The organism is Nocardia caishijiensis NBRC 108228, assembly GCF_001612825.1.
Classification (GTDB): Bacteria; Actinomycetota; Actinomycetes; order Mycobacteriales; family Mycobacteriaceae; genus Nocardia; species Nocardia caishijiensis.
In genome coordinates this window covers 473,733-498,114 of record NZ_BDBE01000030.1, presented here as the reverse complement: position 1 = coordinate 498,114, position 24,382 = coordinate 473,733, and the positions used below count along the sequence as shown (strand labels likewise).

Annotated in this window: 26 protein-coding genes; 13 read left to right on the top strand and 13 right to left on the bottom strand. The window is 67.3% G+C overall.

Translation table 11 applies throughout. The features are described 5' to 3' along the window. Positions 1 to 129: 129 nt before the first annotated feature. A complete protein-coding gene (locus NC7_RS15440; RefSeq protein WP_067983535.1) occupies positions 130 to 825 on the bottom strand; it encodes a GTP cyclohydrolase II in 696 nt (231 codons plus the stop codon). A gap of 293 nt (positions 826 to 1,118) precedes the next feature. On the opposite strand from NC7_RS15440, the gene NC7_RS15435 reads away from it, so the two are divergent. The 3 genes from NC7_RS15435 to NC7_RS29170 are packed head-to-tail and all read left to right on the top strand — an operon-like array spanning position 1,119 to position 4,988. After that, entirely contained in the window at positions 1,119 to 3,854 is a 2,736-nt protein-coding gene (locus NC7_RS15435; RefSeq protein WP_159372875.1) for an alpha/beta fold hydrolase, read from the top strand. Continuing rightward, the gene (locus NC7_RS15430) at positions 3,851 to 4,528 is read left to right on the top strand and encodes an HAD family hydrolase (protein ID WP_067983531.1); all 678 of its coding nucleotides are present in this window, start codon (positions 3,851 to 3,853) and stop codon (positions 4,526 to 4,528) included. The genes NC7_RS15435 and NC7_RS15430 overlap by 4 nt, the downstream gene beginning before the upstream one ends. Before the next feature lie 25 nt (positions 4,529 to 4,553). Next, positions 4,554 to 4,988 carry a VOC family protein gene (locus NC7_RS29170; protein WP_157102018.1) on the top strand — a complete coding sequence of 145 codons (435 nt, stop codon included), beginning with the start codon at positions 4,554 to 4,556 and terminating at the stop codon, positions 4,986 to 4,988. Between the two features lie 63 nt (positions 4,989 to 5,051). On the opposite strand, the gene NC7_RS15420 is transcribed toward NC7_RS29170, so the two are convergent. The 4 genes from NC7_RS15420 to NC7_RS15405 form a co-directional block, all read right to left on the bottom strand. Further along, complete coding sequence (locus NC7_RS15420; protein ID WP_067983527.1) at positions 5,052 to 6,530, bottom strand: PfkB family carbohydrate kinase; 1,479 nt, start codon at positions 6,528 to 6,530, stop codon at positions 5,052 to 5,054. 120 nt (positions 6,531 to 6,650) lie between these two features. Then, on the bottom strand, positions 6,651 to 7,730 hold the full coding sequence (locus NC7_RS15415; protein ID WP_067983526.1) for a quinone-dependent dihydroorotate dehydrogenase: 1,080 nt from the start codon (positions 7,728 to 7,730) through the stop codon (positions 6,651 to 6,653). 8 nt (positions 7,731 to 7,738) lie between these two features. After that, entirely contained in the window at positions 7,739 to 7,966 is a 228-nt protein-coding gene (locus tag NC7_RS15410; protein WP_067983524.1) for a DUF5703 family protein, read from the bottom strand. After that, a complete protein-coding gene (locus NC7_RS15405; RefSeq protein ID WP_067983522.1) occupies positions 7,967 to 8,962 on the bottom strand; it encodes a YncE family protein in 996 nt (331 codons plus the stop codon). It abuts the gene before it with no gap. A 166-nt stretch (positions 8,963 to 9,128) separates the two neighbouring features. On the opposite strand from NC7_RS15405, the gene NC7_RS15400 reads away from it, so the two are divergent. The 4 genes from NC7_RS15400 (at position 9,129) to NC7_RS15385 (ending at position 13,124) form a co-directional block, all read left to right on the top strand. Beyond that, on the top strand, positions 9,129 to 9,473 hold the full coding sequence (locus NC7_RS15400; RefSeq protein ID WP_067983520.1) for a hypothetical protein: 345 nt from the start codon (positions 9,129 to 9,131) through the stop codon (positions 9,471 to 9,473). A gap of 6 nt (positions 9,474 to 9,479) precedes the next feature. Continuing rightward, entirely contained in the window at positions 9,480 to 10,010 is a 531-nt protein-coding gene (locus NC7_RS15395; RefSeq protein WP_067983779.1) for a WKL family lipoprotein, read from the top strand. Between the two features lie 58 nt (positions 10,011 to 10,068). Continuing rightward, the gene (locus tag NC7_RS15390; protein WP_236573454.1) at positions 10,069 to 12,108 is read left to right on the top strand and encodes an MMPL family transporter; all 2,040 of its coding nucleotides are present in this window, start codon (positions 10,069 to 10,071) and stop codon (positions 12,106 to 12,108) included. A 101-nt stretch (positions 12,109 to 12,209) separates the two neighbouring features. Beyond that, positions 12,210 to 13,124, top strand: a complete 915-nt coding sequence (locus NC7_RS15385) for a hypothetical protein (RefSeq protein WP_067983517.1) — start codon at positions 12,210 to 12,212, stop codon at positions 13,122 to 13,124. A gap of 29 nt (positions 13,125 to 13,153) precedes the next feature. On the opposite strand, the gene NC7_RS15380 is transcribed toward NC7_RS15385, so the two are convergent. From NC7_RS15380 to NC7_RS15365, 5 genes are read right to left on the bottom strand one after another with little or no spacing between them, the layout of a single operon-like run. Further along, positions 13,154 to 14,044: a heme ABC transporter ATP-binding protein gene (locus NC7_RS15380; protein ID WP_084458506.1), complete on the bottom strand. Its 891-nt coding sequence runs from the start codon at positions 14,042 to 14,044 to the stop codon at positions 13,154 to 13,156. Beyond that, positions 14,041 to 15,162, bottom strand: coding sequence for a FecCD family ABC transporter permease (locus NC7_RS15375; RefSeq protein WP_084458505.1), 1,122 nt, complete (start codon positions 15,160 to 15,162; stop codon positions 14,041 to 14,043). The genes NC7_RS15380 and NC7_RS15375 overlap by 4 nt, the downstream gene beginning before the upstream one ends. Next, entirely contained in the window at positions 15,155 to 15,301 is a 147-nt protein-coding gene (locus NC7_RS29165; RefSeq protein ID WP_157102017.1) for a hypothetical protein, read from the bottom strand. Before NC7_RS29165 ends, NC7_RS15375 begins: the two co-directional genes overlap by 8 nt. Beyond that, positions 15,298 to 16,311 carry a heme/hemin ABC transporter substrate-binding protein gene (locus NC7_RS15370; RefSeq protein WP_084458504.1) on the bottom strand — a complete coding sequence of 338 codons (1,014 nt, stop codon included), beginning with the start codon at positions 16,309 to 16,311 and terminating at the stop codon, positions 15,298 to 15,300. The genes NC7_RS29165 and NC7_RS15370 overlap by 4 nt, the downstream gene beginning before the upstream one ends. 17 nt (positions 16,312 to 16,328) lie before the next feature. Continuing rightward, the gene (locus NC7_RS15365; protein ID WP_067983513.1) at positions 16,329 to 17,306 is read right to left on the bottom strand and encodes an aldo/keto reductase; all 978 of its coding nucleotides are present in this window, start codon (positions 17,304 to 17,306) and stop codon (positions 16,329 to 16,331) included. 234 nt (positions 17,307 to 17,540) lie between these two features. Here NC7_RS15365 and NC7_RS15360 point away from each other — a divergent pair, with 234 nt between their 5' ends. From NC7_RS15360 to NC7_RS15345, 4 genes are read left to right on the top strand one after another with little or no spacing between them, the layout of a single operon-like run. Next, positions 17,541 to 18,470: an undecaprenyl-diphosphate phosphatase gene (locus NC7_RS15360; protein ID WP_067983772.1), complete on the top strand. Its 930-nt coding sequence runs from the start codon at positions 17,541 to 17,543 to the stop codon at positions 18,468 to 18,470. A 32-nt stretch (positions 18,471 to 18,502) separates the two neighbouring features. Continuing rightward, positions 18,503 to 19,219 carry a histidine phosphatase family protein gene (locus NC7_RS15355; protein ID WP_067983511.1) on the top strand — a complete coding sequence of 239 codons (717 nt, stop codon included), beginning with the start codon at positions 18,503 to 18,505 and terminating at the stop codon, positions 19,217 to 19,219. 51 nt (positions 19,220 to 19,270) lie between these two features. Continuing rightward, positions 19,271 to 19,858 (top strand): DUF3090 domain-containing protein, encoded by a 588-nt coding sequence (locus tag NC7_RS15350; protein WP_067983770.1) that lies wholly within the window; start codon positions 19,271 to 19,273, stop codon positions 19,856 to 19,858. Between the two features lie 3 nt (positions 19,859 to 19,861). Further along, positions 19,862 to 20,659, top strand: a complete 798-nt coding sequence (locus NC7_RS15345; protein ID WP_067983510.1) for an SCO1664 family protein — start codon at positions 19,862 to 19,864, stop codon at positions 20,657 to 20,659. On the opposite strand, the gene NC7_RS15340 is transcribed toward NC7_RS15345, so the two are convergent. Beyond that, the gene (locus NC7_RS15340; protein ID WP_067983508.1) at positions 20,618 to 22,030 is read right to left on the bottom strand and encodes an MFS transporter; all 1,413 of its coding nucleotides are present in this window, start codon (positions 22,028 to 22,030) and stop codon (positions 20,618 to 20,620) included. The genes NC7_RS15345 and NC7_RS15340 overlap by 42 nt on opposite strands. Before the next feature lie 67 nt (positions 22,031 to 22,097). Between NC7_RS15340 and NC7_RS15335 the strand changes: the two genes are divergently transcribed. Together NC7_RS15335 and NC7_RS15330 are read left to right on the top strand one after the other, a co-directional pair. Then, positions 22,098 to 22,658 (top strand): helix-turn-helix domain-containing protein, encoded by a 561-nt coding sequence (locus NC7_RS15335; protein ID WP_067983769.1) that lies wholly within the window; start codon positions 22,098 to 22,100, stop codon positions 22,656 to 22,658. A gap of 89 nt (positions 22,659 to 22,747) precedes the next feature. Continuing rightward, on the top strand, positions 22,748 to 23,005 hold the full coding sequence (locus NC7_RS15330) for a hypothetical protein (RefSeq protein WP_067638374.1): 258 nt from the start codon (positions 22,748 to 22,750) through the stop codon (positions 23,003 to 23,005). A gap of 44 nt (positions 23,006 to 23,049) precedes the next feature. Here the strand turns inward: NC7_RS15330 and NC7_RS15325 are convergent, their stop codons facing one another. Both NC7_RS15325 and NC7_RS15320 read right to left on the bottom strand, forming a co-directional pair. Continuing rightward, entirely contained in the window at positions 23,050 to 23,889 is an 840-nt protein-coding gene (locus tag NC7_RS15325; protein WP_067983506.1) for an alpha/beta fold hydrolase, read from the bottom strand. Next, a complete protein-coding gene (locus NC7_RS15320) occupies positions 23,886 to 24,308 on the bottom strand; it encodes a helix-turn-helix domain-containing protein (RefSeq protein WP_067983504.1) in 423 nt (140 codons plus the stop codon). Before NC7_RS15320 ends, NC7_RS15325 begins: the two co-directional genes overlap by 4 nt. Positions 24,309 to 24,382 lie beyond the last annotated feature (74 nt).

Genomic DNA, 24,382 nt, shown 5'->3' with positions numbered 1-24,382 from the left:
CCCTGTTCCCATAGGCCGAGCTGGAGTACCGAACCAATGAGACGACTTCCCTCACATCATCTCGAGGCGAAGGCGTCAAAAGTGGCGCGGCTCACATATCGTAGCGGGATATCGGGGATCGCGGAGGGTTTACCTGCGGCGACCGGGCCACCACCAGGTCCGGCGGCGTCCGTTGTCCACCTGATCGTCGACCGGGATGGTGTGGTGGCGGTGCACCCTTTTCGCCTGCAGATACCGTTTTCCCCGCGGGGAGGCGAGGGTGATCGTCAGCGGCACCGGGTCGACCTCGATGCCCGCCTCGGCCAGGGCACGGCACTTGTCGGGGTTGTTGGTCAGCAGGCGGACCCGGGTCAGGCCCAACGCGCGCACCGCGCGGGCGGCGACGTCGTAGTGCCGGGAGTCGACGCGCAGCCCGAGGCGCCGATAGCTGTCGAAGGTGTCGATCCCGAACATCTCGCCGACGCGGTACCCCCGCGCCTTCCATGCCAGTCCAGCCCCACGCCCCTCCTGCTCGAGATAGACGAGCACCCCCGCGCCTTCGGCTTGGATCAGATCCATCGAACGCTCGAGTTCTTGTCCGCAGTCACAGTCGTCCGATCCGAGCGCATCACCGTAGAGGCAGCGCGAATGGATGCGCACCAAGGGATGGCAGCCGATGTCGCCGAATGCGAGCATGCAGCCGCCGTCTCGGGGGTCTGGCAGCTCGAACACGGACACCCTGATCTGTCGTCCCTTGCGACTGAATATGTGTGGACCGCCATAGCTGGCGCCAGCGAACCCGCCGAGAGAACTGTCGAAGTCGGCAATCACATTCAGCCCCTGCATGATCGGCGGCCACGCGTTGCCGAGAACGCCATCTCTGTGCAGGGTAGTCGATGGCTTTCCCACGGGAGTGCGTTCACACGAGAACCGGCTGGAGCCGCATCGAAACTGTTGTAGCACAGTGGTATCGGGTTGCCGGCCCGGTCGCGTCCGAGCGGCTAGCCTGTGTCCATGTACCAAGCCAACAGGGCAACGTCGACAGACACTGCCCTGAGCGCACTCCCGCTCGTCCGCACCCGCGCGACACCGCCAGAGGAAGGTCCCCTGCGGTGAGGCCTCCTCGCGAAAATGTCGCGTTGATCTTGATCCACGGTTTCGTTTCTTCCTCCGCGACGTGGAACTCTCTCTCCGAGAAGATCGCCGCTGATCCTGTGCTTTCCGTCGGATTCGACATCATCCCAATGGATTACGACAGCCCGAAAATCCGTTTGAACCCGCTGCGCGCGATTCCGGACTACAACGTCATCGCAGATTCGCTGATGACCCTGATCGAGGTGGAGGCAGCCGGATACGAGTCCGTTGTCATTGTCAGTCACAGCCAGGGTGGGCTGATAGTTCAGCGATATCTCTCCCGAATGTCCAATGCCGGGCGCGCCCACGAACTCGACCGCATCAAGTCGATCGTCATGCTTGCATGCCCGAATTCTGGTTCGGAAATCGCGCTTGTTCTCAGGAAAATGGCCCGCTTCTGGCGCAACCCCCAGGAAAGGCAACTTCGTCCCCTGGACGAGGCGGTGTCGGACGCCCAGCGGACGGTTTTGGAGCATATTATATACGCTCGTTCGGTCACGGCGCAGAGTTGCCCGATACCAATTCATCTCTATGCTGGAACCAGCGATAACGTGGTGGTGCCCGCATCGGCGCGGGGGCCATTTCCGGCCGTGAAAGCCCTACCGGGCGATCATTTCTCGATATTGAAGGAATCGCGGACATTTTCGACACTGAGACATCATCTGCTCGAGATTGCCGACAGCGCTTCCGTTCGGGGTGTCAAAGGTGACGTCGATATCGACGTGAGAAAAGTAGAAGTCGAGGCACAGAGAACGGACAGAACCGGTCTTCTCCACAATCTCTCGACCCGTTCCGTAGAATTTTTCGACAGGATAGACGAACTCCAGCGTACGATCGATGGATTGCTGTCACCGAACAAACTCGTCTGCATATCCGGGATGGGCGGCATGGGTAAGACTGCCCTCGCAAACGTTGCCGCGTGGAGAATGATCGAACGAGAATCGGATGGCGTGCCATTCAATAGCATAGTATGGTGCAATCGACCGCAAACCATACCGGTTGTCGCGTTGGTAGATGTGATCGCCGAGGTCTCCGGTCATGAATATCTTCGGTCGCTCCGTCCGGAGGTCATGGGTGAACGGATCGTCGATTATTTGAACGCGACTCCGACCCTGGTGGTCCTCGATGATTTCGATCATCTGCAGATGAAGTCCCTGCACTCCATGATCGACCGTATCGACGCGAGGAAGAGCAAGTTTCTGGTGACGTCACGGCACCGTCTGGATGGGGATTCCTGGTCCGTGGAGCTCGGTGGACTTGACGAAGACGGTAGTGCCGCACTGCTCTTCGATGAAGTCCGTCGACGTGGTCTGGTATCGCTCGACGGCGCGGATCCGCAGGCGGATCACCATGTCATCGAGTGTCTCGCCGCAACAGGAGGGTGGCCATTGGCAATCAAGCTGGCAATCGGCCAAGCGCGGCTGTCCGCCGAAGGTCTGCCGTCTGTCGTGCATCGCCTCCACAATGCGGCGATGGGCGAAGAATTTGCTGAAATTCTCGATATGGCATGGGCTAGTCTGGGTGAAATGGGCTTGCATGCGCGCGACATAGTGCTGGCGATGGCTCTGCACCCGGGTGCGGTTTCCCGCGTGGCGATCCGTAGAATAGTCGACGTCGACAGCGAGTCGTTCGCGCTCTTGGCATCGAAGATTACTCAAACTTCCCTCGTCGAGATCATCGTTTCGAACCACAACCGAGACGGACGATTGCGATTGCACTCGTTGACGCGAGCCCATGTCCTGAGAAAGCTGGACGGCATGCCGGGTAAGCGTGCCTCTCTGGAAGCGCGCATAATCGACTACTATCTCGGCTACGCGGACCACAATGCGGATGTCTACCTGGACGCCGAACGCGTGCTCCGCCTCGACGAGGAAAGAGAGAATATTCTCTACTTCGCGCGTGTGGCGGCCGAACACGCGCTCGACTCTGGTGAACCGAAAAAGCACGAGCGAGTGATCAGCTTTTCCAAGTCGATGACCAGCTATTTGTGGGGGCGGGGATACTGGCACGAGCGGATCGAGCTCTGCAATCTTGCGTTGGAGTCGGCGGACGCGATCGGCTCCTTCAACGACTCGGCCGAACAGTATGCGTTGATCGGACGAGTCCATACCTGGCGGGGTGACTTCACCGAAGCACACGCAGCGTTGCGATCTGTCGAGGAGCACATGCGCCGAGGAGACTCCGACAATACGCGCGAGAGAATGTTCGAGCGATTGAAGGGACAATTGGCGTGTAGGGAAAACGATCATGTTGCCGCACGTACCCTGTTTCGCCGCGTTCTCGGGTCGGCACCGGCTACCGCGGACGATGACGGCCGCGCCGCGACGCTCGTCGAGCTCGGCTGCTGCGAAATGCACCTCGGAAACAACGCCTCGGCTGTCGAGTTGCTCAGTGAGGCGCTCGAACTGGACAACCTCTTGGACGCACCCGAGGGCGCGGCGATCTCGTTGTGCTACTTGGCTTCGGCGCTGCTTGCCGAAGGTGACGAAAGGGCTGCCGAAAAGAAGTTCCGAGAAGCATTGGTGCTGGCAACACGGGTTCAGCGCCTGTCAACTGTGGCGCGCTGCCAACTCGGACTCGCGACGATCGCCGATAATGCCGGTGACTTCACGGCCAGCGCCAGGCATGCGTCCTCGGCTCGAGAAGCTTTCGCAAAACTCGGCATGGCGACAATGGTTCGTGCGGCGCAAGCACTGACCGATCGCGCCGCCGAGTTTCTGATCGACGGCGAAGTATCATGAATGCTCGCGTCGCGCACCTGATCAGACATGCGGGCGCAGTGATCTTCGACTTCGACGATACGTTGGCTGAGACCATGCGGTCGCGGTGGCCTCTGCTCATCAAGACAGCTGAACAATTCGATGTCGACGTGACCGAAGACATGATCCGGGCAGTGTGGGGAGTGCCATTTCCGGAGCTGGTCACCACGCTGGTTCCCTCGGTCGATCGGGTTCTTTTCGAGAGCGCCTATCTTCAGACGATGCACTCTACGCCGCCCACGTCCACTCCGGGTACGCGGGAGCTTCTCGAGTTTCTTGCCGCGCAGGGGACCGAGCTGGCTATCGTCAGCTCCAGCAGGCGTGATCTTGTCGTCATGGACATCGCCAGACTGGGGATCGCGGACTTCTTCCGACCTGAGGACATCTTCGGAACCGAGCAATTACTCGGTCGAAAGCCGGACCCTCGTGTTCTGCGACGCCCAGTGCAAAGATTTGCTGATCGAGGGATCGGCCGGGAGGCGATAGTGTCGATCGGCGACGGAATCAACGATTACAGGGTTGCCTCGGGGAACGATGTTGCGTTCGTCGCGGTCCTCACCGGGCTCGCCTCCGCTGAAGACTTTGTCGCGGCGGGGTTGACGCGGGATCTTGTCGTACCGAATTTTGTGACAATCCAGCCCTGGTTCAGCAGTTGACACTCGCCGGATGCTAGGAGAAGTGATGAGTGACGGTTTCCACATAGGCGCTGGAGTAGAGTTGCATGTCCCGAACTTCGACGAAGTGCGCACGTTCTACCAGAAGCTGGGATTCGAATTCCTGTGGTCGCGCGCACCCGAAGGCAAAAAGGGGTATCTGGTGGCCAGCCTCGGATCGAACGTCTTATGTTTCTGGGGCGGTAATGAATCTATTTACAGTCAAAGCTACTTCGGGCAGTTCGAACCCACTACTCCACGCGGGTACGGTGTGGAGATAGTGATCATGGTCGAGGACCTCGATCTGTATCATTCGAAAGCTGCGGGTACGGGTCGAATGGTGGATGCTGTCCGTGATCGCCCGTGGGGTGTTCGAGATTTCCGGGTAGCCGATCCCTTCGGGTATTATCTTCGCTTCACCGAACCGCTCGATATTCGCGATCGGAGATATTCGGTGGAGTGAACAGACATCGAATTGCGGGCAGGCGCTGTGCCGCAGCGGGTGGGCATGGGCGCTTGTGGCGGGTCAGGAGGGCGGCGCGAAAAGGTCCACGATGCGATCGATTTCTTCGATGCCGGGCACGGTGGTAGCGAACGTACCCAGGTGCTGGGTCAAGATCATGGCAGCGGCCGCCCATACGTAATCATCTGCGGTGAGCGCGGTTCGGCTGTTCACCAGCCGATATGCCAGCGCGCCGGTGAACGCCGCTGCCGCACCGACGGCGGCCCGGAGTACATGTGGGAAATGGTCGACAATGGTATTCACGGTGTCGGAGGCGACGACGCACCGGAAGTTCTCGACCGTGCACACGGAGCCGATGCCGAGCCTGCGCAACAGCCGGACGACATCGTCGGCGGACGCGGCGAACGCATCGGGCAGCAGCGCCGCGAGTTCCGTGGTGGTGCCGACGAGATAGTCGACGGTGCCCAAGTATTGGTACAACCCTTGCGGAGCCACCATCGATGGTGAGGGGCACACGATTACCGTCGGTTTGGGGTGCAGCTGCGACACCGTGGACAGCACCTGCTCGATCACCGCCGGCGGCTGCTCGAAAGTCAGGATCACGACATCGGATGACTCGAGGGCGGCGCGCAGCTCCGGGCGGTGCAGATCCTCCTCCTGCAACTGCATGCGGGTGTCGCGGCAACTGATCATCTGGAATTCGCCGTTGGGGGCGAGCACGACGGCGGTCACCAGTGACGGAGCGGACGGGACCATCTTCACCAAGTCCAGGTGCACGCGCTGGGCTTCGAGGAATTCGTGGATGCGGCGGCCGTATTCGTCGCCGCCGACCGCACACACCAGGTGCACGTTGATGCCGAGCCGCGCGGCGGCCACCGCGCGGTTGAGACCCTTGCCGCCGGGGCGGTCGGTGAAGCGGCCACTGGCCGGGCTGGCGGGGGTGGGGAAGTCATCGACCCGGTAGATATGGTCGATGACCGCGTCCCCGAACACGGTGACCACCCCGCGCTGAGCGGGCGGCACGGTCGGTGCCGCTACGGTGGGCTGGGCCGTCGGATAACCCGACTCGGCGGCGAGTAGCCCGGCCAGCGCGGTGAACGCGGCGTGTTCGAGGGCGGTTCGCAACCGCTTGACCGTCGGGGTTTCCGGGGCGGGATCGACATCAAGGTGGGCGTGCAACGCGATCCACTGTTCGGTCAAGGCCTCTCGACGCTCGCCGAGGTTGTCCGCATACAGGCGTTCGAGGTCGACTCCGACGTCCGATCTGTCCCGCCACAATCCCAGACACAAGGCGGCGTCGATGATCAACCGGTCGGTCGGTGTGAGCCACTGGGCAACTTCGCGCACCACCGCCAGGACGGCGGCTTCCGCACTGCCACCGGTGCGCTCGGCGTGTCGGCGCACCACGAGCAGCTCCAGCAGCGCCGCAGGCTCGATTTCGGTGTGGCGCAGGCGTTCCTCGCTCAGGCCGGAATACTTGCTGAGGCGCGCGAGTAAGCTGCGAACAGCGGCCACTCGTGCGTCCTGCGGGACAAACGACATGTCACACCCCCGACCCGGCCGATATCCACGCCGTGGCAAGAGCCGCGCTGGTATCACCACAACAGGATGCGTCCGAAACTACACGGCGACCTGGCGCGGGGTGTGTACTACGGGTGGGGGTCAGGCTGGGGCGGTGCGATGTTCGGCGCCGACGGCCTCGGCCAGGGAGGTGAAACCGCTCGCACGCAGGTTGGCGGCGATGCCGCGGTGGATGCGGGTGGTCCAGAAGGGGCCGCCGTAGATGAAACCGGTGTAGCCCTGCAGCAGGGAGGCACCGGCCAGGATGCGCTCCCAGGCCTGTTCGGGGGTTTCGATACCGCCGACGGAGATCAACACGAGCTTGTCGCCCACCCGGGCGTACAGACGACGCAGGACCTGCAGGGAACGCTCGGCCACCGGGGCGCCGGACAGGCCGCCCGCGCCCATCGCCTCGACCTCGGCCGCCGGAGTTCGCAGGCCGTCGCGGCGGATGGTGGTGTTGGTGGCGACGATCCCGGCCAGGCCCAGGTCGACGGCGAGGTCGGCGACGGCGTCGATGTCGTCGTCGGACAGGTCGGGGGCGATCTTCACCAGCACCGGCACCGACACCACGTCCATGACGGCCGCCAGGATCGGGCGCAACGATTCGACCGCCTGCAGATCACGCAGGCCGGGGGTGTTGGGGGAGGACACGTTGACCACGACGAAGTCGGCCAGCGGGCCGAGCAGCCGCGCGCTGGTGGCGTAATCGGCGGCGGCCGCATCGGGTTCGACGATCTTGGTCTTGCCGATGTTCGCGCCGATCGGCACCGTGGGATGCGCGCCGTGCAGGCGGGCGGCCGCGGCGGCCGCACCGTGATTGTTGAAACCCATGCGGTTGATCAGGCCACGATCGGCCGACACCCGGAACAGGCGCGGCGCCGGATTACCGGGCTGAGCCTGTGCGGTGACGGTGCCGATCTCGGCGAAACCGAAACCGAGCGAACCCCAGGTGTTCGCGCCGTCGGCGTTCTTGTCGAAACCGGCGGCCAGACCGAGCGGTGCGGGGAAGTCCACGCCGAACGCGGTCGTCGCCAGGATCGGGTCGTCGACGACGGTGAGCTTGCGTGCCAGCCAGCGGGTGGGCGGGAACCAGGTCGCGAACCGCAGGGCCGCGAACACCAGGTGGTGCACCCGCTCCGGCGGGATCAGGAACATCAGACGTAATAGCAGGGCGTACATGGGTCGGCTCACAATCCGAGTTCGGGCACAGGCAGGACGGCGGTCTTACGGCGGCGCAACAACACCCGGCGGCTGCCGTCGGTGTAGGCGCGGACCCGTGACAGTTCCCAGCCACCGAACTCGGCCTGGATGGCCAACCGCATGGAGGCGGAGACCCGGGTGACCTCCGGTGGCAGGCGAAGCGGCACGTATTCGTAGTCGTCGTTGCTGGTCTCCCAGCTCGGCGGAGTCGCCATCTAGAGCCCTCTCTTCCGCTGTCCGGCCCCGATCCGCTGCAGACCCTCGCCCGCGGCCGAGGCGACGAACAGGTCGCCGGTGCGTTCGTCGACGGCCAGCGCGTCGGGCTGACGCACGGTGGACAACCGGTCGACCTCGATACCGACGCCGGTCGACAGGTCGTAGCCGACCACCTCGTTGCTCTGGGTGCACGACACCCACACGGTGTCCGAGCGCGGGTCGTAGGCCAGCGCGTAAGGCGCCGATGCTACCGGGAAACGCTGACGCAGCACGAGCGGACCGGCCGAGTAGACGAGCAGTTCCCCGCCATCGGTGTCGGCGACGATGATGCGCCCATGTGGGTCGGCCAGGGCATTGGACGCGCCGTCGCCCGCGCGCAGCATCAGCCCCAGGGCGTCGGTGCCGATACCGACCACGGCCGTCTGTCGGCGGTCGAGGGCGGTGATGTCCTCGCCGGTGACGGCGAGCGCGTCGGCCGACACGAGGCCGGTCACGGTGCGCGTGACGACACCGGTGGGGTCGAGGACGCGCACGGTGCCGTCGGCGGTGCCGACGACCAGGCTCGCGTCGGGGCGGATCTGCACGCTGCGCACGTCACCGTCGACGGGGACCTCGGTGATCGCTCCCGAATCGGCACGCACGCGCAGGACGCGACGGTCGGCGGCGACGAGCACCTCTCCCGCCGTCCCCTGGGCCAGGGCGGTGCCCGCGACGGGAAGGGCGACACGCTGGGTGCCCGCCGCATCGATCAGGGCCAGCGTCGTCCCTGCGGTGTCGAGGGCCGCGAGTCGGCCGGTCTCCCGTTCGGCCAGTAGCGCTTTCGTTGCCGACAGCGGTGTGACGCTCCCGGCCGGGACACCTGCCACGACGGGCGAGGCCGCGGCGGTCGCCGGTTCCCGGGTCGGCACAGAGGGGCCGCTGTCCTCACCCGCACAACCGGTGGCCACCACGAGTGCCGCCAGCAACGCCGAGGCGACCGAGCCACGAAGGCGCATGCACCGAACTCCTTCAATTCCGCACGAGATGACCGCTGATCACCATCTGACCATGATGACTCACCAGTAGCTCCGACCGGGTGGCCCGCGCCGCGCCGTCGGTGACGCGCGTTACTGTTGACGTGTCGACAACTGATCGCCCCCCGTAGCGGCAGGAGAACACACGATGACCGAACCCACCGCCTCGGGTTTCGGTATCGATGACCTGTCGGTCGGCCCGTTCGCCCACGGATTCGGCACCACCGACGACGGGCGCCCCTTCGCCTTCCGCACCCGGCGCGCCACCCTGAGCGTGCAGATCTACCGCCCCGACCTGGGCGAAACCGTGCCGACCTCCGCGGACGTGGTGGCCGAGGCCAGTGCGCAGGTGACCGATATCGACCTCGACGACGAGCGCAGCATCGTCGCGTTCGTGCGCGACCTGATCGACCACGCGCACCCGGTGCACCGGCCCGAAAGCAGTGTTCGCGGCATCCTCGGACGGATCGGTGCCGTCATTGATGGTATGTAGGTGGTGATGTCTTCCACACTTTTCGCCAGGGCCGCCGCGGCCGCCGCCTGCCTCACGGCCCTCGCCGTCCTCACCGCCTGCGGTGGGACCGACGAGGCCTCGGTCGACGCCGCGCGGTCCTCGGCCAACGCCTCCCTGTCCTCCTCGGTCGCGATCTCGTCGAGCAAGGCCAACGCGCCCCTGCCGACCGCCGCCGAACTCGACGCGCAGATCAAACGCGCGCTCGACCCCAACCTGCCCGACGAGGAACGCACCGCCCTCATCGAGGACGGTGCCGCGTTCAAGGACGCGATCCCCGACATGTACAAGGCGCTGCGCGACAACCCGCACGCCGTGTACGGAGTCGTCGACCCGGTGTTCGACAACCGCGACGGCACGCTCACCGCGACCATGCGCTTGGACAAGGACGGTTCGGGCACCAACGTCCGCACCACCATCGTGCATTTCGTGCTGATCGACGGGAAGTGGAAGATCTCGCGCACCGACCTGTGCGGCATCCTGCGCTCGGCCGACTACCGCACCGCCGCCTGCGGCTGAGATGCGGGAATCGCGGTCGATGCGGTGGGGACGGTTCGTCCATCGGCATCGTTTTCTCGTGCTCGGGTTGTTCGTCCTCACGGTGATGATCTCCGGGTGGTACGGCCGTGACCTGGCCGGTCGCTACACCCAGGAGGGGTGGTTCGACGAGGACAGCCAATCGGTCGCGGCGTCGAAACTGGCCGACGACACCTTCGGGCGCGACACCGACGGCGACCTCATCGTCATCTACACCGCCCCGCCCGGCGCCACCGTCGACGATCCGGCGGTGCGCGGCCCCGTGGTCGCGGCACTCAACGGTCTGCGCACCGACCACGGCGAACGAATCCACAAGATCGACAGCTACTGGGACAGCCCGTTCTCGGCGAACGCCTCCGACCCGACCAAACAGCACGCCTTCGCCAGCATCGGGCTGGCCGGGGGTGGCGGAACGGCGACGGTCAACAACTATCTGGCGCTCAAACCGCATCTGAACGCCGGTGTGCCCGGTGGTGGCCCCGGCGGGACCACGGTGCAGCTGGCCGGGTTGCAGCCGGTGGTCGAGGGCATCAATATCGGGATGCAGCACGACATCCGGCGCGCGGAGATCATCGCGCTGCCGATCGTGGCGATCCTGCTGTACTTCGTGTTCGGCGGAGTGATCGGTGCGTTGCTGCCGGTGCTGATCGGTGGGCTCACCATCCTCGGCACCTCCGGCATCCTGCGGGTGCTCACCGACCACATCGAGGTGAATGTTTTCGCCAGCGCCGTGATGACGCTGGTCAGCCTCGGTTTGGCGATCGACTACGGGTTGTTCACGGTGACCAGGTTTCGGGAGGAGTTGGCCGCCGGGCGCAGCGTGGAAGAAGCGACCGCACGGACGGTGGCGACTGCCGGGCGGACCGTGCAGTTCTCGGCGGGCATCATCGCACTCAGCCTCGGGGCCCTGTTCATCTTCCCCAACGGGGTGCTGCGCTCGGTGCCCTACGGTGGCATCTCGGCGGTGATGCTGGCGGCACTGCTGTCGGTGACCGCGCTGCCCGCCGCCCTGAGCATCGCGGGGCGGCGCATCGACTGGCTGGGCTGGAAACGATTCTCCCGCACCAAGACCGAGGCCCAGATCGATGCCGGGTTCTTCTCCCGGCTGGCGATGTGGGCCATGCGCAGGCCGTGGGCCGTGGTGATCCCCATCGTGCTCGGCCTGCTGGCATTGAGTATTCCGTTGCGCCACATCGAGTTCGGTGGCATCAGTGAGAAGTATCTGGCCGCCGACAATCCGGCACGCGTCGCGCAGGAGGATTTCGACCGGCTGTTCCCCGGTTTCCGCACCGAGCCGTTGAAGCTGGTCGTGGTCGGCGCCTCCCCGCAGCAACTCGGCGATATTCGGTACGAAGCCAACCAGATTCCGGGGTTGACCGGCCGATTCGAACCGGCCGCGCCGACGAAGAACGGCGTGAACGTGCTCTCGGCCGGGCTCGGTGACAAACGCGATGCCGACCGGGTGATCGACAGCCTGCGAGCCCTGCCCGCCCCGCCCGGTGTCGAGGTCATGGTCGCCGGAATTCCGGCGCTGGAACGCGACAGCATCAACGGCTTGATCGACGGGCTACCGCTGCTGTTGGCGATTCTCGTCGCCGCCGCCCTGGCCCTGATGATCGTGGCGTTCCGGTCGGTGATCCTCGCGGTGAAGGCCGTGGCGATGAGCGCGCTCAGTCTGGTGTCGACGTTGGGTGTGCTGACGTGGATCTTCGTGGAGGGGCACGGGGCGGGGGTCTTCGACTTCACACCGGGGCCGTTGATGTTCGCGGTGGTCGCGTTGATCGTGACGGTCATCTTCGGGCTGTCCACCGATTACGAGGTGTTCCTGCTCTCGCGTATCGCGGAGAAGCGTGCCTCCGGTGCCGACGCCACCGAATCGATCCGGTACGGCGTCGCGCACACCGGTGGTGTGATCACCTCGGCCGCGGCCATTCTCATCGTGGTCACCGGCGCTTTCGGGTTCTCCGACCTGGTGCTGATGAAGTACATCGCCTACGGCATGATCGTGGCGCTGGTCATCGACGCCACGATCATCCGCATGGTGCTGACTCCGGCGCTGCTGAAGATCATCTGGCGGTGATCTGATCAGCTTCGACTGACCAGGGCGCACGACCTTTGCGTCAAAGACCCTGTCCGGCAAGCCTGTTGCTGCCACAATGAGGTATGGGCCGCGCTGTCGAAGTGAGCACGCTCCGAGACCTGATCGAGTACACGCGTGCCGACGTGATCGGTGCGCGCATCCGAGACCACGCCGACCTGCGATGCGTGAGCGAGCCACGCTTCCGGTCCCGGACCTACACCGACACCGACGCGTCCGACAGCGACTACGAGCGGTGGCGGTCGGCGACCGAGGAACTACTGGCATCGATCGGCGAATTACAGACCTGTGCACGGGTAGTGACCGCGCACCTCGACGTACCGCGCGGTCGGTCCGTGCTGGCGCGACAGTGGTGGCACATCCGGTACGCGAACAGAAACCGGTCGCTGCGCGCGAACTACGACACCGATGCCGAGCAACTGTGCGCCGAGTTCGACCGGGCACTGGCGGCGTACGAAGAACGTGCCGGGGATCTGCCCGCGTTCCTCGCCGAAGACAGCAGGCGCAAACAGCAACGCGCCCACGAGGAATGGCGGCGGCGCGAGGAAGCGGAACAGCGCAAACGAGCGCAGGACCGCCAGCGGCGCAGCGACGCACTGGCGGCAGCGGTCACCGGCCCGCAGTGGGCCTACCGGATCAGTGAGAGTCCAAGCGGACGCATCTTCTCGATCTATCTGACCAGCCTGGACGGTGCCGCGGGATGCCCGAGCGGACTCACCGTAGCCGAGGTGCAGGCCGCGCTGGTCGCCGAACGCGCCGAGCACCCCTACACCGCTGTGATGTGGGCCCCGGAAACCAGGCGGGCACTCGAGGACGAGCATGCGAGTCGCGCCGCGGGCTGGGAAGTACTGACCGGCGAACCGATCGATCCCCACCCGCGTGACCCGAGCGCTCGACGGTCCGGCCGATACCACGGCCCTTCCAGCAACTACGGCAGTGACAGTCACTCGGGGTGCGGCGGCGGGGGCTTCTCCGGTGGATTCGGCGGGTATCGGTAGCGACCTGCCGCGGCACCCGTTGGTGCGGCTCAGGGACGAGTGCGGTCGGGCAGGACGAGTTGCAGACCGGTGACGGGATGGTCAAGGACGTCGACGGGGTGGCGGTAGATCTCGGTCAGCAGTTCCCGGGTCAGGACCTCGCGCGGTGGGCCGTCGGCGGCGACCCGGCCCGCGTCGAGCACGGTGACGCGGTCGGCGTATGCGGCGGCGACCCCCAGATCGTGCACGACCACGACCACCGCCGCGCCCTCGGCGGCACGGTCCGCGGCGAGCCGGAGCACCGCTTCCTGGTGGCCGATGTCGAGGGCGGCGGTCGGTTCGTCCAACAGCAGCGTGGTGGTGTCCTGGGCCAGCACGCGGGCCAACGCGACGCGGGCGCGTTCACCGCCTGACAACGCCGGAAACGTGCGCGCGGCCAGATGGGTGACGTCGGTGGCGGCCAGGGCGGCGGCGATCACTTCGTCGTCACGCTCGGCGGCGGGGGTGTGCGACCACGGCGCGCGACCCATGGCGACGACCTCGCGGGCCGTGAACGGGAACCCGACAGTGTGTGACTGGGGGAGCACCGCACGACGGCGGGCCATGTCGGCCTGCGACCAGTGCGACAAGGCGTGACCTTCGAGTTTCACCGTGCCCGAGGTCGGTTCCAGCTCACCGGCCAACGCGGCGAGCAGGCTGGACTTACCGGCGCCGTTCGGCCCGACCAGCGCCACGATCTCACCGGCGGCCACCTGGAAGTCGACGTCCGCGAGCACGGTGCGGTCGCCTCGGCGCGCGGTGAGTCCGGTCGCGCGCACGGTGACCGTGCCCGGCTCCGGTCGCGCGGGAACATCCGGCGTGCGCGCGAACAGCGACCGCCACGACGCCGTTTTCCGTCGCCGGACGGCGGCGCTCGCGGAGGTCGCGTTCGGTGCGGTCATCCCCAACCTCCTGCCTTGGCCCGGGTGCGGCGCAGCAACCAGAAGAAGAACGGGCCGCCGATCAGCGAGGTCAGCATGCCGAGGGGCAGGTCGGCATTGCGGACAAGGGTGCGGGCCGCGACGTCGGCACTGAGCAACACCACCGCGCCCATGACCGCGCTGAGCGGCACGAGCACCCGGTGTCCCGGACCGACGAGCATCCGGACCACATGCGGCACGATCAGGCCGACGAACAGGATGATCCCGCTGAACGCGACCCCGGCCGCGGTCAGCACGGCGACCGCCACGATCACCTGCCTGCGCAATCGCTCCACATCGACACCGAGGTGACGGGCCGCCGAATCGCCGAGCGCCAGCAGATCCAGGCGCGGTGCGATGAGCACGGCGGCCAGGATGCCGATCCCGGCGAGGGTGGTGACCACGCCGACAGCGGACCAGGTGGCGCCGTTGAGACTGCCCAGCTGCCAGAAGACGATCTGATCGCGGGCGGCGGGCGTCGCGATGAACAGCAGCAGCGCGATGAGACCGCCCGCGAAGGCATTGATCGCCACACCCGTCAAGATCAGCGTGACGACCTCGGTGCGCCCACCCGAGCGCGACAACACGTAGACCAGTGCGGTGGTGACGAGGCCCGCGACGAACGCGGCCGCCGCGATCGACCAGGCGGCGACGAACGCACCGCCGATCACGATCACCGTGCCCGCACCGACCGCCGCACCGGCCGACACCCCGATCACACCGGGCTCGGCCAGCGGATTGGCGAACACACCCTGCAACAACGCACCCGCTGTCGCCAGCACGGCGCCGACCAGGATCGCCAGCACCACGCGGGGGAAGCGCACCTCCCACAGCGTCACCTCACCGGCCGGGTGCGTCGGCATCGGCCCGATGTCGAGGCCGATGCGGTGCGCGACGCTGCCCACCACCTCCGCGGCGGTCGTCGGCACCTGACCCAGCACCGCCGACACCACGGCCAGGACCAGCAGCGCGAGCAGAGCGAGCGCGAACACCACCGTCACCCTGGTCGCCCGGTGGGATGGGTGCGGCAGGGGATCGGGGGTCGCATCGGTGATCGGTGCCGATCGGGTGGGTCCGGTCGGTTCGGGGGCCTCACTCATGCGACTTCGCGGTGATCGTCGTGCGTCCCCGCGCGCCCGGCCCGCCGACGGCGACACCGCACGGTCTGCCGGGCGGACCGAGGTGCGCTTGCCTGCGCACCCGGGCTCGGCGCTGGGCGGGGGTTGCCCGATCGGTCATGAGGTCTTCCCGTAGATGGCGTCGGCGAGGGACGAGACGACCCGGCCGGTGTTGGGGCCGAAGCTCAGCACCACGGCATCGGACATGTCGACCACGCGCCGATCACGCCCGGCCGGGGTCTGGGCGATGCCGGGTACCTTCAGCAGACCGTCGACCCCGCCGAGAGACTCGAGCCCGTCGGTCATCACCAGCAGCACATCGGGGGACGCGGCGATCATGGCCTCGCTGGTGATCGCGGTGAACGGCTCGCTCAGCCCGGCCGCCGTCCCGGCGTCGACGCCGCCGACGGCGGTGATCAGCGAGTCCGCGCCCGAGCCGGGACCGGCCATCATGGTGATCGCGGCGCTACGCAGGTACAGGAACGCGATCGTGGGTTTCGGGTCGCGGACGGGCACGCGGGCGGTGGCGGCGGCGATCTCGTCGCGGGTGCGCTGCCCGAGCGCGCGACCCGCGTCGGGGACACCGAGTGCGGCCGCGACGGCCTCGATCTGCGGGACCACACCGTCCATGCTTCGGTCGGGGTCGAAGTACACGACTGTCACCCCGGCCGCGCGCAATTGATCGCGCACGGCGGGAGCGGCGCTGGTGGTGTCGGTGAGGAACACCGACGGGCGAAGGGCGAGCACCGCTTCGACGCTGAGGCTGCCGTTGCCGCCCGCCACGTTCGGCACATCGGCGACGGCGGGGAACGACGCGGAGGTGCTGCGCCCGATGAGGTTCTCGCCGAGGCCCAACGCCCACACGGTCTGGGCGAGCGTGCCGTACCGATCGACCGCGATGATGCGGGACGCGTCGGTCACCGTCACCGCGGTGCCGTCGAACGAACGCGCGATCGACGGCAGTTTCGGGGCGGGTGCGGGCCCGATCGGGACGGGGTCGAGGTCGGCGAATTCCGCGGTCACCGGACCACCGGAATGTGCGGACGATGCAGGATTGCCTCCGGTGCAGGCGACGGCGCCGGTGAGGACCGTCGCCGCGAGCATCGCCGTCAGCACACCACGCAGTTTCATGCAGGTAAGGCTAGCCATCATTCCGAACGGGCGCTCACATCGTCGAGGGCGGCCGCGATCGCCCGAGGCAGTTCCAAGGTCTCGGCCGCGAGCACACCCGTGAGCTGACCGATATCGCGGGCGCCGACGATCATGCTCGCGATCCCCGGCCGGTCCCGGATCCAGGCCAGCGCCACCGCCAGCGGCGAGGTACCGAGCCCGTCGGCGGCGGTGACCAGCGCGTCGACCACCCGGGTCGCGCGGTCGTCGTCGAGGCGGCGGCGGATCTCGGCGGCGGTCGACTCGTCGGCGCCGCGCGAATCGGCAGGCACCCCGTCGCTGTACTTGCCGGTGAGGATGCCCCCGGCCAGTGGGGCCGAGGCGATGATCCCCACCCCGTGATGACGTGCGGCCGGAATCACATCGTTCTCCGGGCTCCTGGCCAGCAGCGAATACGGACTCTGCGCCGCGGTGACCGGGCCGATCGCGGCCAGGCTCGCCAGCTGCCACGCGCCGAGACCCCGCACCCCCGCGTACCTGGCCCGCCCGGTGGCGAGCACCGTCTCGAGGGTCGCGGCGATCTCCTCGAGGGGGGTGTAGGGGTCCCAGGCGGCGATACTGAAGATGTCGAGATGATCGGTGCCGAGGTCGGCGAGGGTGCGGTCGAGCTGACGCAGCAGGGTGCGCCGCGACGCGTCGACGACGGGACCGGCCGCGGCCGGTGCGGGAACCGTGTCGCCCACTCCCGCACCGGGTTTGTGGGTCACCACCCCCGCGCACCCGCTGAGCACCACGTCCTCGCGGCCGACCACCTCACCGAGCAGACCGGCCAGGATCTGATGTGCGGCGCCGTCGCCGTAGACGGGGGAGAGGTCGACGAGTGTTCCCCCGGCATCGGCGAAGGCCGCCAGCTGCACCGAGGCCTCCTCGGCGTCGGTATGGGTGCCCCAGGTATGGGTCGCCAACCCGATTCGCGACACCCGAAGCCCGCTTCGTCCCACCGTTCGCTGTTCCATCACCGCGCCCGTGCTTTCGTCACGGCGCCCAGCCTAATGCGCGGTGGTGCCGTCACCACCGCGCCGACCCGCTGCGAGTCGGGTTCACCCGGTGGGCCGACGACACCGCACGGTCCCGACAGGTAGGGTCGCTGCGGGATCGCGGGCCCACACGGCCGGGCGAGCGAGCAAAAGCCCAGGAGGACGCGATCTTTCGGGCACGAACAGTGGTAGGAGGATGTGGTGGGCGAGTCGATGACCTGGTTCCAGGCATTGGTACTCGGACTGGTGCAGGGACTCACCGAGTTCCTGCCGATCTCCTCCTCCGGACACCTGCGCATCGTCTCGGGGGTGTTCTTCGGCGACGACGCGGGCGCCTCGTTCACCGCCGTCACCCAGCTCGGTACCGAGGTGGCGGTCCTGGTGTACTTCGCCAAGGACATCTGGCGCATCCTCATCGCCTGGTTCACCACGCTGGGCATGCGCTGGCGCGAACGCTCGCAGCGGGAGGTCGCCGTCGGTGACCGGGTCACGACCAAACTGCCGGTGATGGACGGCAGTGCCCGCGAGGCGCACGAACGCGATACCCAGCGCGAACTCGACTACCGCATCGGCTGGTACGTCATCATCGCGACCATCCCGATCGGTGTGCTCGGCTTCCTGTTCAAGGACGAGATCCGCACCGGTGCGCGCAACCTGTGGCTGGTGTCGTTCATGCTGGTGGCGTTCGCGCTGGTGATCGCCGCCGGTGAGTACTACGGCAAGAAGGCCCGCCCGATCGAACAGCTCACCACCCGCGACGGCATCATCATGGGCCTGGCCCAATGCCTGGCGCTGATCCCCGGCGTGTCGCGTTCCGGTGCCACCTCCACCGCCGGTCTGTTCCTCGGTCTGGAACGGGAAGCGGCGGTGCGGTTCTCGTTCCTGCTCGCCATTCCCGCCGTCACCGCGTCGGGCCTGTTCAGCCTGCCCGACGCCTTCGAACCGGCCGGTGAGGGACTCAACGCCAGCGGTCCGCAACTGCTGGTCGCGACCGTCCTCGCCTTCGTCGTCGGCTATGCCTCGGTGGCGTGGCTGCTCAAGTTCGTCGGCAAGCACTCGTTCTACTGGTTCGTCGGCTACCGAATCATCCTCGGCCTGACGGTGATGGGCCTGCTCGCCGCGGGTGTCGTCTCCGCCACCTGAGCGCGCGGCCCCCTGATGGTTAGGCTGGTCCCATGACGGTGATCCTGCTCCGGCACGGAGTGTCCACCTCCAACACCGCGCGCACCCTGGCCGGGCGCGCCCCCGGTGTGGAGCTCACCGACCGTGGGACCGAACAGGCCGCCGCGGTCGCCGACCGGCTCGCGACCCTGCCGATCGAACACATCGCCAGCTCACCGCTGCTGCGTTGTCAGCGAACCGTCGCGCCCTTGGCCGACAAGCTCGGCCTCGAACCCGAGCACGACGAGCGGCTCATCGAGGTCGACTACGGCGAGTGGACCGGGCGCCCGATCGCCGAACTGCTCACCGAACCGCTGTGGAAAGTGGTGCAGGGGCACGCTTCCGGCGCCGTGTTCCCCGGTGGTGAAGGTCTGGCGCAGGTGCAGCAGCGCGCGGTGGCCGCCATCCGCGACACCGAACGCCGCCTCGCCGACAAGGCCGGGCGTGATGTGCTGTGGGTGGCGTGCGCGCACGGTGATGTCATCAAGTCGATCCTGGCCGACGCGCTCGGTCTGCATCTGGACAGTTTTCAGCGGATCGCGGTGGAACCCGCCTCGATCAGCGTCGTCCGCTACAGCCCGCACGGGCCGTCGGTGTGGAAGTTCAACGACACCGGTGCCGACCTGTCGGCCCTGTCCGGGGGCACACCACCGCCACCGCTGCCCGGTGGGGAAGTACCCGGGACCGCGAGTGCGGATAATGGGAATGTGAGACGCCGCGATTCTCTTTGAACCAAGAGTTGTTCGTGAGTGTCGTTGAGGGTCACGTATCAGGAGGTGCATGTGTCACGCGCAATCCATGTATTCCGCACCCCCGATCGTTTCGTCGCCGGGACCGTGGGCGAGCCGGGCGATCGTTCGTTCTACCTGCAGGCCGTGCAGGAACCGCGCGTGGTCAGCGTGCTGCTGGAAAAGCAGCAGGTGAAGGTGCTCGCCGACCGGATGGGGTTGCTGCTCGACGAGGTGGCGCGCCGATTCGGTGCCGAGGTGCCACCCGAAGGTGACGACGTCACCGATGTGGCGCCGCTGATGACTCCCATCGACACCGAATTCCGGGTCGGCACCATGGGTCTTGGCTGGGACGCCGACGCGAACGCCGTGGTGGTGGAGTTGCTGGCCATCACCGAGACCGAGGTCGACGAATCGGTGGTGCTCGACGACACCGACGACGGCCCGGACGCGGTGCGGGTGTTCCTGACACCGGTGCAGGCCCGCGAATTCGCGTTGCGGTCCACCCGGGTGATCGCGGCGGGACGACCACCGTGCCCGCTGTGCGGGGAACCGCTGTCGGCGCGCGGGCACATGTGTGTGCGCACCAACGGGTACAAACGCGGCGAGATCTTCGGTGCGGCCGAACTCGATGAGGAGTGAGACGTGTCCGGCATCACCGACGGTGAGCTCGAGATCATCGGGCGGGTCGGCGTCGCCAGCAACCTGACGCTGGTGTGCGAGATCGCCGCACCCGAACCCGACGGCGCGCCGCTGCGGGTGGTGTACAAGCCGGTGCGTGGTGAACGCCCGCTGTGGGACTTCCCCGACGGCACCCTCGCCGGGCGCGAGGTCGCGTCGTACCTGATCTCCGAGCAGCTGGGCTGGGGTGTCATCCCGGAAACGGTGTTGCGCGACGGGCCGTTCGGTCCTGGCATGGTGCAGCGGTGGGTGACCTCGGTCGACAACCGCACCGATGCGCGCCAACGCCTGGACCTGGTCGACCTGTGTTCGCCGGGTACAGTCCCCGACGGGTTCTGCGAGGTGCTGCGCGCCCTCGACGACACCGGCAACGAGATCTCGCTCGTGCACGCCGACGACCCACGCCTGCAGCGCATGGCGGTGCTCGACCTGCTGCTCAACAACGCCGACCGCAAGGGCGGGCACGCACTGGAAGGCGTCGACGGTCAGGTCTACGGTGTCGATCACGGCATCTGCCTGCACAGCGAACCGAAACTGCGCACCGTGCTGTGGGGGTGGGCCGGGCAACCCATCGACGAGGCGCTGATCACCGACGTCACCGCGTTCGCCACGAATCTGACCGGCCCCATCGCGGATTCGCTCGCCGCGCACATCACCGACGCCGAGATCACGGCACTGACCGAACGCACCAAAGCCCTGCTGGAACGCCCCGTCATGCCGCTACCGAATTCGGCGCGCCCGATCCCGTGGCCCGCCTTCTGAGGGTGCGAACCAGGCGGCGACCATGACGAGCAGCCCGCAACCGGCCACGACCACCCAGCCCGGACGCGCGGCCTGAGCCAGTTCGGTGGGTGCGGTGCCGGTGAGGAACCCGCCCGCGACGGCGATGCCGAGGGCGGCACCGAATTGGCGTGCGGTGGAAGTGATTCCACCGGCGACACCGGCCCGGTCGGCGGGCAGACCGCTCACGGTTGTGGTGGTGATGGGCGGGTTGGCGAAGCCGAAACCGATCCCGACCGCGAGCAAGGCGACCAGCAGCGTCCGCAGGGGGCGGTGGCCGTCGACCGCGACGAACAGCGATACGCCACCGAGCGCGGTGAATCCGCCTGCCAGAAGCAGGGGTCGCCGCGCACCCGTGCGGCCCACGAGCGCACCCGAGAGCGGGGCGCACACGATCGCGGGCAGCGCCAGCGGCAGCATGACCGCGCCCGCCGCCGTGGGCGTCATCCCGCGTGCGTCCTGCAGATACAGCGTCGTCGCCAGCAAGGTGGCACTGAGCGCGACGAACATCGCGACCGCGCTGAGGACGGCGGCGGTGAACGGTGCCCGCCGGAACAGACCGGGGTCGATCAACGGTTCGGGCCTGCGCGCTTCGAGCTTCACGAACGCGACGACCGCCGCGCCCACCGCCGCCGATCCGGCCAGGACGACCGGCGATGTCCAGCCGAGGTGCGGACCTTCGAGCAGCACACCCACCGACCCCCCGACCACGATCACCAACAGCGCCTGCCCCGGCCCGTCCAACCGCCGCGCCCGCGCCGCTTTCGACTCCGGGACCACCAGCGCGGTCAGCGCGAGGACCACCGCGATCACCGGCAGGTTCACCCAGAACACGCCACGCCACCCCAGGGTCTGTACCAACGCACCGCCCACGACCGGCCCGGCCGCCATCGCCACCCCGAACACCGCCGCCCACACCCCGATCGCGCGGGCCCGCTGCGCCGGATCGGTGAACACTCCGACGACGATCGCCAGCGCGACCGGACTCAACATCGCCGCGCCCGCGCCCTGTGCGATCCGGGCGGCGAGCAGCACGCCGACCGTCGGGGCCAACGCGCACAGCGCCGAGGACGCCGCGAACAGGACGAGCCCGATCCGGAAAACTCGGCGTCGGCCGACCCGGTCGGCGATGGCGCCTGCCGAGATCAGCAGGCTCGCCATCACCAGGGTGTAGGCGTCGACGATCCAGGCGATGCCACGAACCCCGGTGTGCAGGTCTCGCGCGATGGAGGGCAGGGCGGCGTTGACAATGGTCGTGTCCAACCCCACCAGGAACAGGCCCGCGCTGCACACCGCGAGCACCGCCCACCGTCGCCTCGACCCCCGGGCCCGGTCTGTCGTTGTGTCGATCATGAACAGCATCGTCGGCGCGGCGGCGAACGAACCGGTAGAGATTTTGCGAAGACTGCAAAATGGTGGGGTGGACGACGCACCGATCATCGACGAGATCGGACCGCGCCTGCTGGCCCTGCGCCGCGGCCGCGGCCTGACGCTGCACGAGTTGTCGGCCGAGACGGGCATCTCGGTGAGTGCTCTGTCTCGCCTCGAAACCGGTAAGCGGCGACCGACTCTCGACCTGCTGCTGCCGTTGGCACGAGCGCACCGTGTGCCGCTCGATCAGTTGGTGGCCGCGCCCGCCACCGGTGACCCACGCGTGCATCTGCGGCCGCGACGCAGCCGTAACGGCAGCATGGTCGTGCCGCTCACCGAGTACCCGGGACGCATGCAGGTTTTCAAACAGGTGCTGGGACCGAGCAAGCCGCGGTTGGTCACCCATGCCGGGTACGAATGGCTGTACGTGCTGGCCGGTGACCTGCGGCTGATCCTCGGGGAGGAGGAACTGGTGTTGCGGCCGGGGGAGGTCGCCGAGTTCGACACCGATCAACCGCACTGGTTCGGGCCCGCCGACGACCGGACCGTCGAGATCCTGCACATGTTCGGCCCACAGGGCGGTAGGGCGCGGGTGCGCACACCCGGGTGAGGGGCCGAGATTTTCCTCGGTGTGCGCGGGTGCCGGTGCTAGTGTGCTCCAAGCACTTTCGCTGTCCCCCGCATTATCAGAGGAACACCATGTCGACTCGTTCGATCGTTACCGGATCCGCCGCCGCCCTGCTGCTCGGCGCCGTCGTCGCCGCGCCCGCCCAGGCCTTCCCCGCCGGGTGGTTCGACGACCAGACCTACGTCTGCACCGCCACCGACCGGACCACCGGCGCCTGGCTGCCCGAGGTCGTCGTCGAGGCTCCCGACCAGGTGGGTGCCGGTTTCTACGCGCTGCCCCTGCTCGGTCCCAACGCCGACAACCTCAACCTGCACTGCCGCCCGGCCTGACCGACCCCCTGAGTTGCCGCGAGTCGGGGCGCGGCGACGCAGGGTCAGTGGGCGAGCAGGAAGTGCCGTACGGCTTGGCTTTGCCCCAGCACAGCATGTCCGACACCGGGCAGAAGACGCACCTGGGCGTCGGCCAATGCCCGAGCGCGTCGAGCCGTGCCCGCCGAATCGAACAGTGCGTCACGCTCGCCGACGATCACGAGTACCGGAATACCCACCGACCGCAACTGCGTGTCGGAGAACCTCGGTAGATTTCCCGAGCGGGCCGAGAAATGGGTGAACACGAGTTCCACGTCGTCGAGGATTTCCTCCGCCGCCGGACCTGTGAGCCCGAGACCGGTGCGTGCCATCTCGCGCACACTGTGTCGGCCGAGTAGCCGTCGCCCGAGAGCCCGCACCAGCCACCCGTACCGGTGCCTGCCCAGACCACCCGGGCACAGCAGCGCCAGCGCGTCGACTCGCCCCGGTCTGCGCGTCACGTAATCCAGCGCGGTCCAGCCGCCGAGCGACATTCCGGTCATCGACACCGTGTCCAGTTCGAGCCCGTCGAGGACCTCGTCGAGCCAGTTCGCGCACGCATCGGTGTTCAGCGGCAGCCGGGTGGGAGCGCTGAAACCGGGCTCGCCGGGCAGATCCACCGCGTACACCCGGAACCGGGCAGCCCAGTCGGCGATGTCGCCTCGCCACGCGCTCGCATTGGAGCCCGAACCGTGCAGCAACACCAGTGGTGGCGCGTCGACCGGGCCACAGACCAGCACGAACGTCTCACCCGCCGCGGTCGGAACGAGCCGCTGCTCCCACGGGACGGGCCAAGCCGCCAGATGTTCGCGGTAGCGCGCGCTGATGCGTTCGCGGCCCTGCTCTGAGGTGTAGAGGGTGGTCATGGGGCGAGGACTCCGTCCAGGTAGTCGAGCAGACGCGCGGTGTCGGCGAGGCCGCCGAGCAGGATGACTTTGAGGCGGTGGCGGGCCGGGTCGTAGCTGGTTTCGACGCGCAGCGGCCGCCCGCCGGGGCCACGGGTGCTCGCCGTGGCGGTGAGCAGGGTGGTGACCCGGTCGACGGTGGCGCGGTCGATGTCATCGATCTCGACGATGCAGGACGCCTCCGCGTGTCCGGCCGCGGTGGGCTTCGGGGTACCGATCGGCAACCCGGTGAACGTCTCGAGGTCGTCGTGGGTGATGCGGTACTGCTTGCCGATGCGCGCGGCGGGCAGTTTCCCGTCCCGCACATACCCGCGCACGGTGCGAACGTGCAGTCCGAGCAATTCGGCGACCTGTTCCACCGAGTAGAAACCTTCTGGCATTAAAAGACCGTATATGAATGTAACTATGAGGAGCAATAGGTAATGATAGGGAACCTGCTTCGGGAGTGACGAAC

Coding starts and splice junctions, on each gene's coding strand:
- NC7_RS15440 (WP_067983535.1), bottom strand. CDS start 825: ATGCAGGGGCTGAATGTGATTGCCGACTTCGACAGTTCTCTCGGCGGG.
- NC7_RS15430 (WP_067983531.1), top strand. CDS start 3,851: ATGAATGCTCGCGTCGCGCACCTGATCAGACATGCGGGCGCAGTGATC.
- NC7_RS29170 (WP_157102018.1), top strand. CDS start 4,554: ATGAGTGACGGTTTCCACATAGGCGCTGGAGTAGAGTTGCATGTCCCG.
- NC7_RS15420 (WP_067983527.1), bottom strand. CDS start 6,530: ATGTCGTTTGTCCCGCAGGACGCACGAGTGGCCGCTGTTCGCAGCTTA.
- NC7_RS15415 (WP_067983526.1), bottom strand. CDS start 7,730: ATGTACGCCCTGCTATTACGTCTGATGTTCCTGATCCCGCCGGAGCGG.
- NC7_RS15410 (WP_067983524.1), bottom strand. CDS start 7,966: ATGGCGACTCCGCCGAGCTGGGAGACCAGCAACGACGACTACGAATAC.
- NC7_RS15405 (WP_067983522.1), bottom strand. CDS start 8,962: ATGCGCCTTCGTGGCTCGGTCGCCTCGGCGTTGCTGGCGGCACTCGTG.
- NC7_RS15400 (WP_067983520.1), top strand. CDS start 9,129: ATGACCGAACCCACCGCCTCGGGTTTCGGTATCGATGACCTGTCGGTC.
- NC7_RS15395 (WP_067983779.1), top strand. CDS start 9,480: ATGTCTTCCACACTTTTCGCCAGGGCCGCCGCGGCCGCCGCCTGCCTC.
- NC7_RS15380 (WP_084458506.1), bottom strand. CDS start 14,044: ATGACCGCACCGAACGCGACCTCCGCGAGCGCCGCCGTCCGGCGACGG.
- NC7_RS15375 (WP_084458505.1), bottom strand. CDS start 15,162: ATGAGTGAGGCCCCCGAACCGACCGGACCCACCCGATCGGCACCGATC.
- NC7_RS29165 (WP_157102017.1), bottom strand. CDS start 15,301: ATGACCGATCGGGCAACCCCCGCCCAGCGCCGAGCCCGGGTGCGCAGG.
- NC7_RS15370 (WP_084458504.1), bottom strand. CDS start 16,311: ATGAAACTGCGTGGTGTGCTGACGGCGATGCTCGCGGCGACGGTCCTC.
- NC7_RS15365 (WP_067983513.1), bottom strand. CDS start 17,306: ATGGAACAGCGAACGGTGGGACGAAGCGGGCTTCGGGTGTCGCGAATC.
- NC7_RS15360 (WP_067983772.1), top strand. CDS start 17,541: ATGACCTGGTTCCAGGCATTGGTACTCGGACTGGTGCAGGGACTCACC.
- NC7_RS15355 (WP_067983511.1), top strand. CDS start 18,503: ATGACGGTGATCCTGCTCCGGCACGGAGTGTCCACCTCCAACACCGCG.
- NC7_RS15340 (WP_067983508.1), bottom strand. CDS start 22,030: ATGATCGACACAACGACAGACCGGGCCCGGGGGTCGAGGCGACGGTGG.
- NC7_RS15330 (WP_067638374.1), top strand. CDS start 22,748: ATGTCGACTCGTTCGATCGTTACCGGATCCGCCGCCGCCCTGCTGCTC.
- NC7_RS15325 (WP_067983506.1), bottom strand. CDS start 23,889: ATGACCACCCTCTACACCTCAGAGCAGGGCCGCGAACGCATCAGCGCG.
- NC7_RS15320 (WP_067983504.1), bottom strand. CDS start 24,308: ATGCCAGAAGGTTTCTACTCGGTGGAACAGGTCGCCGAATTGCTCGGA.